Below are 17,239 nucleotides of genomic sequence, written 5' to 3' on the forward strand. Positions count from 1 at the left end.
CCGGGACGCTACTTCAACGCGGCCGTGGCGAGCGTGGGGTCGCCGTCGTAGTCCTGCGTCAGCCCGACGAACCTGTCCGAGCGCCGCACGGCGGCCACCCCGTTGATCACGGGGATCATCGCCATCTCGCCGAGCGCCACGCCCTCGGCGTCGCGCAGGAGCTTGGCGCGCGCGGCGGCGTCGGAGGTCTTGGCGGCCTGGGCTAGCAGCTCGTCGAAGCGCGCGTTGCGCCAGCCCGAGTAATTGGTGAGGTTGTTCTCCCGGGTCGCGGCCTGCTCGCCGCCCAGCAGCGAGTACAGCAGGTTGTGGGCGGACGGATAGTCGGGGAGCCAGCCCAGGGTGACCAGGCCCTCGGCGTCCTTGGCCGTGATGGTCTGGGTGAAGTCCTTGACCTCGACCAGCTTCACCTCGACCTTCCACCCCAGGTTGTCGGCCAGTTGCTGCTTCACCAGCTCGCCCAGGGGGAGGGTGGACGGTGAGTTGCGCAGGTAGAGGCGGACGACCGTGCCCGCCTTCAGCCCGGCCTGGGCCGCCAGCTGCTTGGCCTTGGCCGGATCGGGGCCCTGGCAGGGCGCGCACCGCGAATCGGGGGCGAAACCCGCGATCGTGGAGGGGACGATGCCCGAGGCGACCGGCGACAGCCCGCCGTTGACCCGGCTGCTGATCGCCCTGCGGTCGAGGGCGTAGGAGACCGCGAGCCGGCCCTCCTTCGACTTCATCGGCCCGCGCGCCACCAGCGGGAGCAGGTAGGTCATCGTGTGGGACGGCTTGGAGGTCAGCCCGCGCGAGCCCTGCGCCGAGGCGGCGGACGCGCTGGTGAGCACCGTCCAGTCGAACTCCTTGCCGTCGAAGCCCGCACGGGCCCGCGCCGGGTCGTCGACCAGATGGACGTTCACCTTGTCGAGCTTGGCCTTGCCCAGCGCCCAGGCGTCGTTGCGTTCGAGCAGGACGGCGTTGCCCTTGGCGTACTTGGTGACCTTGAACGGGCCGTTCCCGATCGGGTGGTTGTTGTAGGCGAGGTTGTTGTGCTTGCCCGCGTCGGGCGGGACGGGAGCCAGCACGGGATCGGCGGCGATCTTGTCGAACTCGCAGTTGGGCTTGGTGAGATCGACGGAGAACGTGGAGTCGTCGACGACCTTCAGGCCCGCCAGCGCGGGGGCCCGGCCGCTCTCGACGTCCGGGTAGCCCTTCACGGTGTTGAGCAGGAGCTGGGCGGACCCGGCGGGCACCTGGGCCGCGCGGTTCCAGCCGTCGACGAACGAGGCCGCGCGCACCGGCTGCCCGTTGCTGAACTCCGTGCCGGTCTTGAGCTTGACCGTCCAACGGGTGCACCCGAGGTCGGCGGTCAGGGAGGTCGCCAGGCGGTTGCGGACCGTTCCCGACTTGTCGATCTCGGTCAGCCCGGTGAACAGGTGCTTGGCCAGCAGGCGCTTGGTGCCGTATCCCGCGTCGGAGGAGGAGATGCCCGTGGTGTCGTCGAAGGTGTTCAGCGCCAGGCTCATCTGGCCGCCCGTGCGTCCCGTGGGGGAGGAGCGGGTGGTGGGCTTGCCGTCCCCGGTGGCGTTGAACGCGATCGCGGTGCCGATCATGATCAGCACCACCAGCGCGGCGCTGCCCCCGCCCACCAGCAGGCCGATCCCGCGTTTGCCGGGCTTGCGCGGGCCGCCGACCGGGCCCGTCGGGGCGTTCTGCCAGCCCTGGTTCGCCGGGCCCGCGTGATGCGCGGCGGGCGCCCACGGGGTCGGCGGCGGGTTCGTGGCGGCGAGCCGCGGGTCCGGCTGCGGGACGGGGGCGGGGTCCCGCCGCGGCGCCGGAGGCGGCGCGGCCAGGCGCAGCTCGGTCGTGGACGCCGCCGCCGCGCCCTGGTTGAGCACCTCGGCGCCCGCGGCGGCCGCGCCGCCCGCCGAGCCGGGAAGGCTGCCCGCCAGGCTCAGCAGGTGAACCAGGACCTGATGGGACGACGGGCGGTGGGCCGCGTCCTTGTTCAGGCAGTAGGCGACCAGCCCGCGCAGCGGCTCGGCCATCGTGCCCAGCTCGGGCGGCAGGTTGAGGATGCGGTGCATGACCGCGGGGATGGTGTCGCTGCCGAAGGCGGGCTTGCCCGTGGCGGCGTACGCCATCGTCGCGGCCCAGGCCCAGACGTCGGCGGCCGGGCCTACGGCGGCGCCCGAGATCTGCTCGGGCGCCATGTACGCGGGCGTGCCGACGGCCGTGCTGGACAGCGTGCCGGTGGCGTCCAGGGCCCGCGCGATGCCGAAGTCGATCACGCGGGGGCCGTCGTCGGCCAGCAGCACGTTGCCGGGTTTGAAGTCGCGGTGCACGACCCCGGCCTGGTGGATGGCCGCCAGCGCGGTCATCGTCCCGATGGCGAGCCGGTCGAGCTCGGGCCCCTCGCGCGGGCCCTCGCCCGCCAGGACCTCGGCGAGGGAGGGCCCCTCGATGTACTCGCTGACGATGTAGGGCCGGTCGCCCTGCACGTCGGAGTCGAGGATGCGCGCCGTGCAGAACGGCGAGACCCGCTGCGCCACCGCCACCTCGGCCGCGAACCGCGCCCGCGCCTTGGCGTCGCCGCTGAAGCGCGCGTGCAGCAGCTTCACCGCGACGCGCCGTTCGGCCTCGTCCTCGCCGAGGAAGACCGAGCCCTGGCCGCCCTCGCCCAGGAGCCCGGTCAGCCGGTAGGGGCCCAGGTGGCCGGGATCACCCGCGCGGAGCGGAGTGATCTCCGGCCGGGTCACGACTTGAACACCGTGCCGGACGCGTCCGCCGAGGCGGCCGTCCGGGTCTGGCGCCACTCCCAGCGCAGCATGGTTGAGCCCACCGGGGTGAAGGTGAGGTAACCGGCGGCGCAGTCACGCTGGCTCGACGACGACGGCACCTCGGAGTACTCCAGCTTGGTGCTCTGGGTACCGGACAGGTAGGTCAGCTTCGTCATGCAGGTGGGCGAGCTCGTGTAGTAGTAGAACGCGCTGCCGCCGCCGCTGTAGAAGTAGAAGTTGGCCCTGAAGCTGCGGTCGGCGGGGTCCTTGACGTTCGGCTGGGTGCCGGTGCCGCGGTAGGACCCGATGAGCGCGTTGGACGTGGAGCCGGGGATCGGCGTGCTCGGCGTGTAGGTGTACGAGGGCGTGTACGTGGGCCGGACGTAGCTGGGATCGTCGTCATCGGCCACGGCCACGATGACCACGAAGACGATGATCACGATGATCGCCACCACGAAGCAGCCGACGCCCGCGATGATCGCGCCGTTGGCGCCGCCACCGCTCTGCCGCCCGTGCGGCGGAGGCGGCATCATCGGCGGCCCCATGCCCGGCCCCTGCATGCCGGGGCCCTGCGGACCCTGAGGCCCCGGGGGCGGAGGCATGCCGCCCTGGTACATCGGCATCGGGGGCGGGGTGATCGGCTGCGGCGGGGGCGTGTTGGGCCCGCCCATCGGGGGCGGCCCCTGGTTCATCGCCATCGGCGGCGGCGTGATCGGCTGCGGCGGCGGCGTGTTGTGCGGCGCCGGCGGGACGCGCGGCGGCGCCGGCATCTGGGCGGCGATCCGCGTGCCCTGGTTCAGCAGGTCTTCCTGGCCCGCCATCGGGTTGGACGGCGCGGCGCCGACATGGCCGAGCAGGTTCAGCAGCAGCTGGGCGGCCGGCGGGCGCAGGCCCGCGTCCTTGGACAGGCAGCGCCCGATCAGGTCGCGCAGCGGCCCGGCGGGCAGCGCCGACAGGTCCGGCTCCTCGTTGAGGATCCGGTTGATGATCACCGGGAGGGTCTCGGCCTCGAACGGCGACCGCCCGGTGGCGGCGAAGACCATGGCCGCGCCCCAGGCGAAGATGTCGACCGCCGGGGTCAGCGGCGCGCCGGTCAGCTGCTCGGGGGCCAGGTAGCCGGGGGTTCCGACGACCATGCCGGTCGCGGTGACCGCGCTCTCCTGCGAGTTGACCGTCCGGGCGATGCCGAAGTCGACCACGCGGGGGCCGTCGGAGGCCAGCATGACGTTGTTGGGCTTGAAGTCGCGGTGGACGATGCCGGCCTCGTGGATGGCCGCGAGCGCGGTCACGGTGCCGATCGCCAGCCGTTCGAGCTCGGCGTGGCCGAGCGGGCCGTTGTGCGCGACCACGTCGTGCAGCGACGGGCCATCGATGAACTCGCTGACCACGTACGGCTGGTCGCCGTGCAGGTCGGCCTCCAGCACGCGCGCGGTACAGAAGGGCTCGACCTTCTGGGCCGCGTTCACCTCACGGGTGAACCGGGCCCTGGCCGCGGGGTCGCTGGCCATCTGGGCGTGCAGCAGCTTGACGGCGGCGTACCCGCCGTCCGGTCCCCTGCCCAGGAACACCGCGCCCTGACCGCCCGCGCCCAGCCGTCCGACGATCTCGTACTGACCCAGCGCCCGCGGATCGCCTGGCTCCAGCGGAGCGGCATCCGGCATCTGATCCTCCAGTGACCGCGGTGAAAGACCGCGTGTTGTTCGGCAGCCTCACGAAGGGTGCGCACCCGGCCACAGCCGGTCAGCCCCTCCGAAGGGGCCCGCCCCCATTCCTCAGGCGGGCACGATATCGCGTTAGTTCTGACGTTTCACCGAAGGTTATGGTTCATCTCCTCCAGCGAGCGAACGAGGGAAGACCCGGTTGCGGCCACCCCGCGGCGGGGTTGCGGACCGGTTGCGGGCGGGTCGGCGCACACAACCCCTCTGGGCCCGATATGATCCCGCCGCCGCGGGGTGCCCGGCATGGGCCTCCCGCACGTGATCGAGGTCGTGACATTCAACCAGGTATGTGACATACAGCACACGGCCGCGGGTAGGTGCGGGTGATCGGTGTCACTGGTGGGGTCTGTCGCGCCTTGTGTGGCGTACGCCACCGCCCGTGACAGAATTTCCCGCCCGGATCGGGCACAAGAACGGCCCCCCGTGCGTTAGATCCGCGCGACGGGGCGCATAAAGCACTGAGGGGGATGGAGATAGAAGATGGCGACGGACTACGACAGCCCACGCAAGACAGATGACGACCTGAGCGAGGACAGCCTCCAGGAACTTCAGGCCCGCCGGGCCGACAAGGCCGCGAGCATCATCGACGAGGACCTTGACGCCGGCGAGGTCGCCGAGCTGCCGGGCGCCGACCTGTCCAACGAGGAGCTCACCTTCCGGGTGGTCCCCCGTCAGGCCGACGAGTTCACCTGCAGCCGGTGCTTCCTGGTGCACCACCGCAGCCAGCTGGCATCGGAGAAGAACGGCAGGCTGATCTGCCGCGAGTGCGCGGCCTGACGGCCTGACCGGGAGCGATCGGTGACAGGAGAAGAACTCGGACGCGACGAGGAGAACACCGCGGTAGCCGGGCCCGTCGACGCCGACGGCTCCGCCGAGATCGGCGAGCTGATCGGTCGTCTGTCGGGCGATGACGACCTCGACCGCGAGACCCGCGGCCGCCTGCTGGGGCGCCTGGCCCGTCTGCTCGGCCAGAGCGCGCGCAAGGCGGGCGCCGCGGGTGTCGCGCGCGGAAAATGGCTGACCGACCTTCTGGTCGCGGCGGCCCCGCACATCCCGATCCGTGACCTCGAGACCCTCCGGGCCCATCATCACGGCCTGATCGGCGAGGAACTCGCCGACAGCGTCGTCCGCGTGGCCAGCAACGGCACGACCGCCGTGGGCGCCGCCGGTGGCGCCCTGGCGGCGGTCGAGTTCGTCGCGCCCCCGCTGCTGCTCACCGCCCCGGCCCAGCTCGCCGCCGAGACGCTCGTGATCGCCGCGATCGAGGTCAAGATGATCGCCGAGCTGCACGCGGTCTACCAGGTGCGGGTCGACGGCACCGGCACCGCGCGCGGCGCCGCGTTCCTGACGTCCTGGGCCAGGCAGCGAGGCGTCAACCCGCTGGAGAGCGGATCGCTGACCAGCGCGCTCGGATCCGCCGCCAAGTCGGCCCTGCGCAAGCGCCTGCTCAAGACCCTCGGCCGCAGCATGTCCACGATGGGACCGTTCCTCACCGGCGCGGCCGCCGGGGCCGCGCTCAACCGGGCCGCCACCAAGAAGCTGGCCGAACACGTCCGCAAAGACCTGCGCGGCGGCGCCGACCCGATCAAGCCGCTCCCAGGCGGATACCCCTCAGTAGGCCCGGCCGACAAACCCTGAAGCCCCGCCGGACTCAGCCGAACTTGAGCTCACCCGCGACACCGTCGCGGCCACTGAGCCACATCCCCAGCGCCTCACGCGTCCCATGTACCTCAGGCCCACGTCCGACGGGGCGGAGCCCGTCGGTGGGCACCAGCCGGTGCCGCACGTTCCGCCGGTTCAGCCACGTGCTGAGCTGGAACCCCTCGAAGAAGATCGCCGTCGCGACCGCGTCGGGGACCAGCCGCGTGCGCCCGAGCCCGCGCACGATGTCCTGGTGGTGCACGCCGAGGTCGCCCAGCAGGATTCCGGCGCCCATCCGGCTGGTGAGGCTCGGGTTCGCGGCCCAGTGCCGGGCCCACTCCATCAGCCGCGCGCGCGAGACGCGGCGCGCCCGGTCGGCCTGCGCCTGGTTGGCGGCGTTGATGCGGTGCCCGTAGGGCAGGTACGAGCCGACCAGGTAATCCAGCCCCACCACATGGCCCAGGACGTCGCGCGGCGCCCACCCGGAGCACAGCGTGGCACCGGCGTCGAACTCCTCGTCCGTCAGCCCCTCGACCGTGTCGAGCAGACGATGACGCTCGGCGATCAGCTCGCCCGTGAAGCCCATCGTGGCCGGTCCCTTCGCAGAGTTCAGGAACCGGCCACGATACTCAGCCACACCGGAGGTCCATTGCTGGACCCCCCGTCCAATGGTGCGCTCGCCTAAACCTCGGCCTTGAAGTGCGAGGGCAGCTCGCCGGTCCCCTTGGCCCACTGGCGCGCGGCGGCGCGGGTGGCCAGCAACCGGGCCACCTCCATGCCGACGCCCATGATCACGGCCCACCCGATCGCCTCGCTCAGCGCGACCTCCGGTGACTCGGGGTTGGTCGGCGGCTCCTTGCCGGTGCTCTTCTTCCACGCCAGCGTGATCGCCTTCTTGGCGATGAACCCGCCGGCGAAGGCCGCGGCGCCGGCCGTGACGCGCCAGCCGAGATCGCCCTTGTCCGCCATCGTTTCCTCCAGTCGTCCGGCTGACCACGACGCTACCGTGCTGCTTGTGGGGGGACGACCCCCCACGCCCCCCGGCGGTCCGTGTCGCCCTCCACTCCGCTGGCGCTCCGTTCCGGGTGCCACGGACCTTGGCGGGGGCTCCGCGCCCCCGCGCCCCGCGCCAGGGGCTCTGCCCCTGGACCCCGTTTAATGCGCGTGTGGTGCGGCCGGTTGTTAATAGCATTGCTTCATGACTTCGCAGCCACGTACTCCCGACGTTCCTCCCAAGCCCTCACTGGACGGCTTGGAGGACAAGTGGGTACGCCGCTGGGAGGACGAGGGGACCTACCGGTTCGACCGCGGCCGGGAGCGTGGTGAGGTTTTCTCGATCGATACGCCGCCGCCTACGGTCAGCGGGTCGCTGCATGTCGGGCATGTGTTCTCGTATACCCACACCGATGCCGTCGCGCGGTACCGGAGGATGCGGGGGCAGGAGGTCTTCTACCCGATGGGGTGGGACGACAACGGGCTGCCGACCGAGCGGCGGGTGCAGAACTACTTCGGCGTCCGGTGCGATCCGTCCCTGCCGTACGATCCTGAGTTCGAGCCGCTCGCAGAGCCTGCTCCCCACGCAAGTGGGGGTGGCCCGCGGCAGCTGCCGGTCAGCCGGCGGAACTTCATCGAGCTCTGCGAGCGGCTCACGGCCGTGGACGAGAAGGCGTTCGAGGAGATGTGGCGGCGGGTCGGCCTGTCGGTCGACTGGAACCACCTCTACACCACGATTGGTGAGGTCTCCCGGGCCGCGTCGCAGCGGGCGTTCCTGCGGAATCTGGCGCGGGGGGAGACGTATCTTTCCGAGGCGCCGACCTTGTGGGACGTCACGTTCCGGACGGCCGTGGCACAGGCGGAGCTGGAGGATCGGGAGCATCCCGGGGCCTTCTACAAGATTCGCTTTCACGGGAGCGACGGGCCGGTCCACATCGAGACGACCCGGCCTGAGCTGCTGCCCGCGTGTGTCGCGCTGGTGGCGCATCCTGAGGACGAGCGGTATCGGGGGCTGTTCGGGACGACGGTCCGCACGCCGCTGTTCGGGGTCGAGGTCCCGGTGCTCGCGCATCGGCTGGCCGAGCCGGACAAGGGCACCGGCATCGCGATGATCTGCACGTTCGGCGACGTCACCGACGTCACGTGGTGGCGCGAGCTTGATCTGCCCACCCGGGCGGTCGTCGGTTGGGACGGGCGGCTGGCCGCCGAGGCGCCGCAGGGGGTTCCGGCCGACGTTTACGGGGAGCTGGCGGGCAAGACCGTCTTCTCGGCCAAGGAGCGCGTGGTCGAGCTGCTGCGCGAGTCGGGCGACCTGGACGGCGAGCCCCGCAAGGTCACCCGGGCGGTCAAGTTCTACGAGAAGGGGTCCAAGCCCCTGGAGATCGTCACGACCCGGCAGTGGTACCTGCGCAACGGCGGCCGCGACGCGGCGCTGCGCGAGAGGCTGCTGGAGCGCGGGCGTGAGCTGGCGTGGCACCCGCCGTACATGCGGGCCAGGTACGAGAACTGGGTCGAGGGCCTCAACGGCGACTGGCTGATCTCGCGGCAGCGGTTCTTCGGGGTGCCGATCCCGGTCTGGTACCGGCTGGACGCCTCGGGCGAGCCGGTCTACGACGAGCCGATCGTCCCGCCGGAGCCGGCGCTGCCGGTCGACCCGTCGTCCGACGTCCCGCCCGGTTACAGCGAGGACCAGCGGGGCAAGCCCGAGGGGTTCACCGGCGACCCCGACGTGATGGACACCTGGGCGACCTCGTCGCTGACCCCGCAGATCGCCGGCGGCTGGGAGCGCGACGCCGACCTGTTCGCGCGGGTCTTCCCGTTCGACCTGCGCCCGCAGGGTCACGACATCATCCGCACCTGGCTGTTCTCGACGGTCGTCCGCTCCCACCTGGAGCACGGGTCGCTGCCGTGGACCGACACCGCGCTGTCCGGGTGGATCCTCGACCCCGACCGCAAGAAGATGTCCAAGTCCAAGGGCAACGTCGTCACGCCGATCGGGCTGCTGACCGAGTACGGGTCCGACGCCGTCCGGTACTGGGCGGCCAACGGGCGTCCGGGCACCGACACCGCCTTCGACACCGGGCAGATCAAGGTCGGGCGGCGGCTGGCCATCAAGATCCTCAACGCCTCGAAGTTCGTCCTGGGGCTGGGGGACGTGGCGTCGGACGCGCCGGTCACCGAGCCGCTCGACCGCTCGATGCTGGCGGCCCTGTCGGCCGTCGTCGCCGACGCCACCGAGGCGTTCGAGGGCTACGACTACACACGCGCTCTCGAACGGACCGAGCGCTTCTTCTGGGAGTTCTGCGACGACTACCTGGAGCTGGTCAAGGCGCGTGCATACGGGGAGGGAGCCGAGGCGGCCTCGGCGCGTGCCGCGCTGCGCACGGCGCTGTCGGCCCTGCTCCGGCTGTTCGCGCCGATCCTGCCGTTCGTCACCGAGGAGGTCTGGTCCTGGTGGCGGGAGGGCTCGGTGCACCGGGCGCCCTGGCCGGGGCCGATCGCGGGGGAGGGCGACCCCGCCGTCCTGGCGTCCACGGCCGAGGCGCTCCGGCAGATCCGCAAGGCCAAGTCCGAGGCCAGGGCGTCGATGCGCGCCGATGTCGAGCGCGCCACGGTCCGGGGCGGGACGGCCCGCATCGCCGGGCCCGACCTGATCGCCGCGGGCCGGATCGCCGACCTGGTGCTGGAGGACGCCGCCGACGGTCTCACGGTCGAGGTGACGCTCGCGCCGACCGGCTGAATCCCGGGGCCGGTCCCCTTTATCCTGCTCGGAATGATCACGTTGGGGGTGCGTCAGTGGCGGAGGTCGTGCGGGTCGCTCGTGACCTGGTGAACGCGGGCGACAGGGAGGGCGCGCTGCGCGAGCTGCGCGCCGCCCACGGCGGATCCGAGCTGGTGGCCGAGTTCGCGGTCGCGGCGCTGGGCTCGGAGTTCGGCCGCGCGATGGAGCTGATGGGGCGCTTCGGCGCGGACGAGCACCGGGCGGCGGGCAGTCTCGGGCTGCGGATCTACCACGCGCATTCCGACGCCGACGACCCGATCGCCGCCCAGGTGACGCTGGAGCTGGTCATGGACCACTCGCCGCCGCCGATCGCGGCGGCGGCGATGGTCTCGCGGGCGGCGCACTTCGCCCGGTCGGGGGCCGACGACCGCGCCGAGGCGCTGTGGCTGCGGGCGATGGAGATCGGCGACGCCAAGGCGATCGCCGTGGCCGGGTACAACCTGGGCGCGTGGCGGGAGAACCGCGGGGACGAGTGGGAGGGCGACCGGCGCGACACCGAGGGCGCGATCGCCGCCTACCGCCGGGTCCTGGAGGCGGGAAGCGGCCTGCCCATCGCGGGCGCCGGGATGCGGCTGGGCCGGTTGCTGGAGGAGCGCGGCGACACCGAGGGCGCCGACCGGGCCTACGCGCGGGCGTACGAGGTGGACGACGACGGCGACTCGGCGATCGAGCTGATGCGGACGCTGCTCGGCGACCTGTCCGACGACGAGGTCGCGGCGGCGGTCGACCTGGCGATGCGGATGGTCGCCGAGGGGCCGTGGCCGGAGGCGACGGCGTTCGCCTGCAACCTGGTCGGGATGGCGGCCAAGGACGCGGGCGACCTGGCCGAGGCCGAGGCGTGGTTGCGCCGTGCGGTGGAGATGGACCGCGAGATCTCCGCGTTCGCCGCCGACGCGCTGGCCGAGGTGCGCGACCGCGCTTGACGGCGGGCGGCCCGTCCGACCATATTGGATAACAAGTCCAATATGGCGAGTCGCGGGGAGCGGGGATGGGCGAGCTCGACGAGAGGCACCCGGTCATCACGCCGAGGCGGGTCAAGTTCGACTGGGACGACACCCCGCTGCACTGGATCCCCGGCGAGCCGGTGGCCACGCATTTCATCAACGTCCTGCATCTGCTGCTGCCCGCGGGCGAGCGATGGTTCGTCCACGTGTACAAGCAGGCGCTGCCCCTGATCCGCGACGACGAGCGCCTCCTCAAGGAGGTCAAGGGCTTCATGGGGCAGGAGGCCGTGCACGCCTACTCGCACCAGGGCGTCCTCGACCGGCAGATGCGCGCCAACGGGCTCGATCCCCGGCCGCTGACCCTGCGGATCGAGTGGCTGTTCACCCACCTGCTCGGCGACCGTCCGCCGATCCCGCTGTCGCGGCGGGAGTGGATGAAGGTCAGGGTCGGGATCATCGCCGGGATCGAGCACTACACGGCCGTGCTGGGGCAGTGGGTGCTGGACGCCCGCGAGCTGGACGAGGCCGGCGCCGACCCCACGATGATGGACCTGCTGCGCTGGCACGGCGCCGAGGAGGTCGAGCACCGCTCGGTGGCCTTCGACGTGTACCAGCGCATCACGGGCCGGTACTGGACGCGCTTCATCTCCTTCTTCCTCGGCGTGCTGGCGATGCCGCTGGCGGTCTATCTCGGCGCGGTCTTCCTGTGCCGGGCCGACCCGACGCTCTCGGGGGTGCGGCCGAGGATCCGCGACTACCGGCGCGCGGTGCGGCGGGGCCTGTTCCCGAGCAACCGGTTCATGGTCGCGGCCGCGCGGTCGTATCTGCGGCGCGACTACCACCCGTCGGGGGAGTGCTCCACACAGAAGGCGCTGGACTACCTGGCGACGTCCCCGGCGGCGCTGGCGGCGGGGTACGAGCCTCGCTAGAACGGGATTCTGTTTCGGGCGGCCGCCTGCTAGCGTAAGTGGTCACTGATCTCCCGCGTCCCCGAGGAGCCGCCCCGTGACGGACCCGCAGGAGTACTCGCGCCGGGCCTCGGCCTGGCTGGAGGCGAACGCCCGCGACCTGCCGCGCGATGCGGGCCTCGCGGCGTCCCGGGCCTTCATGGCCCGCCTCCACGACGCCGGCTACTCCGGCATCACCTGGCCCGCCGAATACGGGGGCCAGGGCCTCACCGCCGCCGAGGAACGGGCCTTCCAGCAGGCCGCCCGGGGCTTCGCCCTCCCGATCGGGGTCTTCGGCATCGGCCTCGGCATGTGCGGGCCCACGCTGCTGTCCATCGGCACCGAGGAGCACAAGCGCCGCTACATCGAGCCGTTGCTGCGCGGCGAGGAGATCTGGTGCCAGATGTTCTCCGAGCCCGGCGCGGGATCGGACGTGGCCTCGCTCCAGACCCGGGCGGTCCGCGACGGCGACGCCTGGGTGGTCAACGGCCAGAAGGTCTGGACGTCGGTCGCCCGCCAGGCCGACCTCGGGCTGCTCATCGCCCGGACGGACGTCGACCTGCCCAAGCACCGCGGCATCACGATGTTCATCATCGACATGCACGACCCGGGCGTGACCGTCCGGCCGCTGCGCGACATGACGGGCGAGTCGCACTTCAACGAGGTCTTCTTCGACGACGTCCGGGTGCCCGCCGACCGGATCGTCGGCGAGGTGAACGAGGGCTGGTCCGCCGCCGTCACCACGCTGCTGCACGAGCGCGTCTCCATCGGGACGGGCGCCGCGCGCACCGAGCGTCCGGCCTCGTTCGCGGCCCTGGCGGCCGCCGCCCGCGGGCGCGGGCTGCTCGCCGACCCGGCCGTGCGCGACCTCCTAGTGGACCTCTACCTCAGGGAACGGGCGTTCGACCTGTTCAACGCCCGGCTCTCCCAGGAGATCAAGGCCGGGATCCAGCCCGGCGCCCGGGGCTCGGTCGCCAAGCTCCTGCTCTCGGACCTGACGCTGGCGGGCGCGGACGCGGCCACCGAGATCCTCGGCCCCGAGACCGTCGCCTACGACGACGACGGCACGATCGCCGCCGCCCTCTCCTGGGCACCCGGGATGGCGCTCGGCGGCGGCACCAGCGAGATCATGCGCAACATCATCGGTGACCGCGTCCTCGGGCTGCCCCGCGAGCCGCAGGTCGACCGCGCGATCCCCTTTCGCGACCTGAAGGTCGGCACCCAGGCCGAGGAGGCCGGCCGGTGAAGCTGATCCGCACCGACGAGCAGAAGGACCTCGCGGCGTCCGTCCGGGCCCTGCTGGCCGGCACCGCGCCGATGGCGCGCGTGCGCGAGATCGCCGAGTCGGACGAGTCCCACGACGCGGCGGTCTGGACGCGCCTGACCGGCGGGATGGGGCTGGCGGGGCTCGCCGTCCCCGAAGACCGCGGCGGCTCGGGCGCCGGGCACGCCGAGGTCGCCGTCGTCATGGAGGAGCTGGGGGCCGCGCTGACGCCCGTCCCGTACCTGGCCTCGGCCGTCCTGGCGGCGAACGTGCTGCTGGACGCCGAGGAGACCGCCGAGGACCTGCTGCCGGGCGTCGCCGACGGCACCACGGTCGCGACGTTCGCCGTCCCGATCGCGGGCGACCCCCGGCCCGAGGCGCGGGGCGGCGCGCTCACCGGGACGGCGCCGCGCGTCCTCGCCGGAGCGGACGCCGGGCTGATCCTCGTCACGGCCGCCACGGACGAGGGCGCGGGCCTGTTCGCGGTGGACGGCGCCGCGCCCGGCCTCACCCGCACCCCGCTGACGACCCTCGACCTCACCCGTCCCCAGGCCACGCTGACCTTCGACGCCACGCCCGCCCGCTGGATCGGCCCCGCGACGGCGGCCGGGCGGGCGCTCGACCTGGCCGCGGTGGCGCTGGCCGCCGAGCAGCTCGGCGGCCTGCGGCGCTGCCTGGACGCCATCGTCGGCTACGCCAAGCTCCGCGTGCAGTTCGGCCGCTATGTCGGCTCGTTCCAGGGCGTCAAGCACCGGCTGGCCGACATGCACTGCGTGCTGGAACAGGCCGAGTCGGTCGTCCGGTACGCCGCCTGGACCGCCGACGAGAGCCCGGACGAGCTCCCCGTCGCCGCCGCCCTCGCCCAGTCGTACCTGGGCCGCGCCTACTTCCAGGTCGCCAGGGACCACCTGCTCCTGCACGGCGGCATCGGGTTCACCTGGGAGCACGACGCGCACCTGTACTACAAGCGCGCCAAGAGCGCCGAGCTCCTCCTCGGACCCCCACGCCACCATCGCGCCCGCCTGGCCGACCGTCTCGGACTGATGCCCTAGGGCGTGTCCGGTGGATCTTCGATCGGCTGCGCGACGCCCAGGCACGCACCTGGACGCCGCTCGCGGCGAACAAGATCCACCGGACACGCCCTAGTAGGTGTACGGGAGGTGCTTGATCCCGTTGATGAAGTTCGAGTAGAGGTAGTCGGGCTCGGCCGTCGCGCGGATGCCGGGGAAGCGGGTGAGCAGCTCGCGGAACATCACGGTGATCTCGCTTCGGGCCAGGTTGGCGCCCATGCAGAAGTGCGGGCCCGGCCCCCCGAACCCGACGTGCGGGTTCGGGGAGCGGGTGATGTCGAAGGTGTCGGGGTTCTCGAACACCGCCGCGTCGCGGTTGGCCGAGTTGTAGAACAGCAGCACCTTGTCGCCGGTCTGGTAACGGTGGCCGTTCATGACGTGGGGCCGGGTCACCGTCCGCCGGAACTGGATCACCGGGGTGGCCATCCGGACGATCTCCTCGACCGCCCCGGGGATGTGCGCCTCGAAGTCCGACAGCAGCAGCTCGCGCTGGGCCGGGTTGTCGGTGAGCAGCTTGAGGCCGTGCGCGATCGCGTTGCGGGTGGTCTCGTTGCCCGCGACCACCAGCAGGATGAAGAACGAGCCGATCTCCTGGTCGGTGAGCGACTCGCCGTCCACGTTCGCGGTCACCAGCGCCGAGACCAGGTCGTCGCCGGGCTCGCGGCGGCGGCGCCTGGCCAGCTTCATCGCCAGGTGGTTGAGCTCGTACCCGGCCGTCATGGCCTTCAGCAGGCCGTACAGGACGCCGGTGCGGGTGATCCCGTCGCGCGCGAACTCGTGGCCGCCGGTGTACTCGGAGTCGCCGATCCCCAGGATGATGTTGGTGCGGTCGTAGACCATCCGGTGGTCGCTCGCGGCGATGCCCATCATGTCGCAGATGACCCGGACGGGCAGTCGCGCCGCGACCTGCGTGACGAAGTCGCCCGGCCCCTCGGCCGCGACGTCCTCGACGATGCGGACGGCGGTCGCCTGGAGGTCGGTCTGGAGCTTGGCCAGCACCCTCGGGGTGAACGCGCGCGAGACGATCCGCCGGATCTTGGCGTGCCGGGGATCGTCCATGTTGATCATCGAGCCGAAGTAGCGGGCCATGTAGCCGGGCAGGTCGGCGATGCTGTTGGAGCACGGCTCGCTGCTGAAGACCTCGGGGGTGCGGCTGGCCTCGACCACGTCGGCGTGCCGGGCCAGCGCGTAGTAGCCGCGCCCCTCCTTGATGAACGGCAGCTTGAGCTCGTGGAAGAAGGCCGGGTGGTCGAGCTCCCGCAGCGCGGCGAACGCCGTCAGGCGCTCGCCCGGCGGGCGGGCCCAGAACAGCAGGTCCGACAGGTCGACGGTCGGTTCGAGCGCCGTGGTCACCGGGGAGCCCCTCTCCGCGCCTTGCCAGAATTCCGTTCGGTTTCCATCGAAACCACCCGTACCGGAGGCGTCAAGGCCGCTCCCGCGATTTGTCCCATACCTGGAGCGCATTTGTCCATGAGCTGGACGCCTGGGGGAAATGGTGCCGTCCGCGGGCCGTTGGTACGTTCACGGCGCGCCCCACCCCCCGTCTGAGGAGATCCCCTCCATGAAACGGCTCCTCGCCCTCGTGGCGATCGTCGCGGCCCTGGTGGCCGTCCCCGGCCCGCCCGCGAGCGCCGCGCCCGACGGCACGCTCACGCTCGCGTCCACCACCGTCAAGGCCGGCGACCCGATCCAGATCACCTACTCCACGCCCCGGCCCGACGCCGCCAACTGGCTCGGCCTCTACACCGACCCAGGCAACGGGCCGGTGAACCAGGAGTACGTGGGGCCGTCCCTGAAGTGGGTCTACGCGGGCAAGGGCGACGGCACCGCCACGCTGCCGACCACCGGGCTCTCGGCCGGGCCGCACATCGTCTACTTCCTGGCCAAGGACGGCTACGAGTGGCTGGCGCAGCCCGTCAAACTGACGATCACCGACGGCAGCGCGCTGCGGTTCGTCACCGGGAGCGTCCCGCTCCGCAACGCCCGCGCCGGTGCCGCCTACCAGGCCACGATCGGCGGGCTCGCGCGCGGCGGACGTCCCGGCTACACCTTCCGCAAGGTCAGCGGCGCCGCGTGGGTCACGGTCGCCGCCGACGGCCGCGTCGGCGGCACCCCGCCCGCGAACTCCGGCGCCGTGACCGACCAGATCACCGCCGAGGTCACCGACACCGCGGGCAAGCGCGCCACCACGGGCGTGCGCGTCCCCGTCCGTCCCACCGGGACGGCCTACGTCCCGACGCTGAAGGTGCTGAGCTTCAACCTCTGGCACGGCGGCTCCCGGGTGACCAACGGACGCGAGAAGCAGTTGCGGTTCCTGCTCGACCAGAACGTGGACGCCGTCGGGCTCCAAGAGCAGAGCAGCACCTCGGCCAGGGAACTGGCCACCGCCCTCGGCTGGGACTACTTCGACGGCGGCTACTCGCTCGGCATCATCAGCCGCTACCCGATCGCCGCGCGCGGCGCCCACCCTTCGCAGAGCGGCCTGGCGGGCCTCAACGCCCGCATCCGGGTGGACGACACCGGCGACCGCCAGATCTCCCTGTGGAACATGCACCTCGGCTACAACCCCTACGGGCCGTACGACATGTGCTTCGGCAAGATGAACGAGCAGCAGCTGCTCGCCCGCGAGGAGCAGTCGGGCCGCACCCCGCAGATCAAGAACATCCTGAAGGCGATGGCGGGCGACATCGCGAACCGCGAGACCACGCCCGTCCTGCTCACCGGCGACACCAACGCCCCCTCGCACCGCGACTACACCGCCGCGACGGCGTCCCGGCACTGCGGCTACGCGAGCTTCCCCTGGCCCACCTCGGTGCTCCCCGAGCAGGCCGGACTGGTCGACTCCTACCGCGTCGCCCACCCCGACCCGGCCCGCCACCCGGGTGACACCTGGTCGCCGATCTTCCCGACGTTCACCGGGGGCTACGGCTACGACTCCCACAAGGGCGAGCCCGAGCCGCAGGACCGCATCGACGTCGTCCGCTACGCCGGAAACCTCACCGTCACCTCGTCCACCGCCCTTGTGACCGGCACCCCGCGCCCCGACCCCGACCACGAGAACAACGAGTGGACCTCCGACCACCGAGCCGTCCTCACCACCTTCCGCCTCACCTGACACCGTGAC

Annotated in this window: 13 protein-coding genes; 8 read left to right on the plus strand and 5 right to left on the minus strand. The window is 72.0% G+C overall.

Translation table 11 applies throughout. From position 1 onward, the window contains the following. Positions 1–8: 8 nt before the first annotated feature. Entirely contained in the window at positions 9–2,735 is a 2,727-nt protein-coding gene (locus tag ACQPY4_RS13330) for an ABC transporter substrate-binding protein (protein ID WP_433336001.1), read from the minus strand. Continuing rightward, positions 2,732–4,417 carry a serine/threonine-protein kinase gene (locus ACQPY4_RS13335; RefSeq protein ID WP_433336003.1) on the minus strand — a complete coding sequence of 562 codons (1,686 nt, stop codon included), beginning with the start codon at positions 4,415–4,417 and terminating at the stop codon, positions 2,732–2,734. Before ACQPY4_RS13335 ends, ACQPY4_RS13330 begins: the two co-directional genes overlap by 4 nt. A gap of 537 nt (positions 4,418–4,954) precedes the next feature. Between ACQPY4_RS13335 and ACQPY4_RS13340 the strand changes: the two genes are divergently transcribed. Beyond that, positions 4,955–5,251 carry a DUF4193 domain-containing protein gene (locus ACQPY4_RS13340; RefSeq protein WP_433336005.1) on the plus strand — a complete coding sequence of 99 codons (297 nt, stop codon included), beginning with the start codon at positions 4,955–4,957 and terminating at the stop codon, positions 5,249–5,251. A gap of 21 nt (positions 5,252–5,272) precedes the next feature. After that, the gene (locus tag ACQPY4_RS13345; RefSeq protein WP_433336007.1) at positions 5,273–6,112 is read left to right on the plus strand and encodes a hypothetical protein; all 840 of its coding nucleotides are present in this window, start codon (positions 5,273–5,275) and stop codon (positions 6,110–6,112) included. Positions 6,113–6,125: 13 nt separating this feature from the next. On the opposite strand, the gene ACQPY4_RS13350 is transcribed toward ACQPY4_RS13345, so the two are convergent. Both ACQPY4_RS13350 and ACQPY4_RS13355 read right to left on the minus strand, forming a co-directional pair. After that, a complete protein-coding gene (locus ACQPY4_RS13350) occupies positions 6,126–6,752 on the minus strand; it encodes a maleylpyruvate isomerase family mycothiol-dependent enzyme (RefSeq protein ID WP_433336009.1) in 627 nt (208 codons plus the stop codon). A gap of 44 nt (positions 6,753–6,796) precedes the next feature. After that, positions 6,797–7,084: a DUF4235 domain-containing protein gene (locus tag ACQPY4_RS13355; protein WP_433336011.1), complete on the minus strand. Its 288-nt coding sequence runs from the start codon at positions 7,082–7,084 to the stop codon at positions 6,797–6,799. Between the two features lie 229 nt (positions 7,085–7,313). Here ACQPY4_RS13355 and valS point away from each other — a divergent pair, with 229 nt between their 5' ends. From valS to ACQPY4_RS13380, 5 genes are all read left to right on the plus strand, one after another. Continuing rightward, positions 7,314–9,848, plus strand: a complete 2,535-nt coding sequence (valS, locus tag ACQPY4_RS13360) for a valine--tRNA ligase (RefSeq protein WP_433336013.1) — start codon at positions 7,314–7,316, stop codon at positions 9,846–9,848. A gap of 56 nt (positions 9,849–9,904) precedes the next feature. Next, a complete protein-coding gene (locus ACQPY4_RS13365) occupies positions 9,905–10,813 on the plus strand; it encodes a hypothetical protein (protein WP_433336015.1) in 909 nt (302 codons plus the stop codon). Positions 10,814–10,878: 65 nt separating this feature from the next. After that, entirely contained in the window at positions 10,879–11,763 is an 885-nt protein-coding gene (locus ACQPY4_RS13370) for a metal-dependent hydrolase (RefSeq protein WP_433336017.1), read from the plus strand. Positions 11,764–11,839: 76 nt separating this feature from the next. After that, positions 11,840–13,027: an acyl-CoA dehydrogenase family protein gene (locus tag ACQPY4_RS13375; RefSeq protein ID WP_433336019.1), complete on the plus strand. Its 1,188-nt coding sequence runs from the start codon at positions 11,840–11,842 to the stop codon at positions 13,025–13,027. Beyond that, the gene (locus ACQPY4_RS13380) at positions 13,024–14,097 is read left to right on the plus strand and encodes an acyl-CoA dehydrogenase family protein (protein ID WP_433336021.1); all 1,074 of its coding nucleotides are present in this window, start codon (positions 13,024–13,026) and stop codon (positions 14,095–14,097) included. The genes ACQPY4_RS13375 and ACQPY4_RS13380 overlap by 4 nt, the downstream gene beginning before the upstream one ends. Positions 14,098–14,187: 90 nt before the next feature. Here ACQPY4_RS13380 and ACQPY4_RS13385 read toward each other — a convergent pair whose 3' ends face one another. Next, positions 14,188–15,468, minus strand: coding sequence for a cytochrome P450 (locus ACQPY4_RS13385; RefSeq protein ID WP_433336023.1), 1,281 nt, complete (start codon positions 15,466–15,468; stop codon positions 14,188–14,190). Between the two features lie 208 nt (positions 15,469–15,676). Between ACQPY4_RS13385 and ACQPY4_RS13390 the strand changes: the two genes are divergently transcribed. Next, the gene (locus ACQPY4_RS13390; RefSeq protein WP_433336025.1) at positions 15,677–17,230 is read left to right on the plus strand and encodes an endonuclease/exonuclease/phosphatase family protein; all 1,554 of its coding nucleotides are present in this window, start codon (positions 15,677–15,679) and stop codon (positions 17,228–17,230) included. Positions 17,231–17,239: the final 9 nt, after the last annotated feature.

Source organism: Spirillospora sp. CA-294931 (genome assembly GCF_050946795.1).
GTDB lineage: Bacteria > Actinomycetota > Actinomycetes > Streptosporangiales > Streptosporangiaceae > Spirillospora.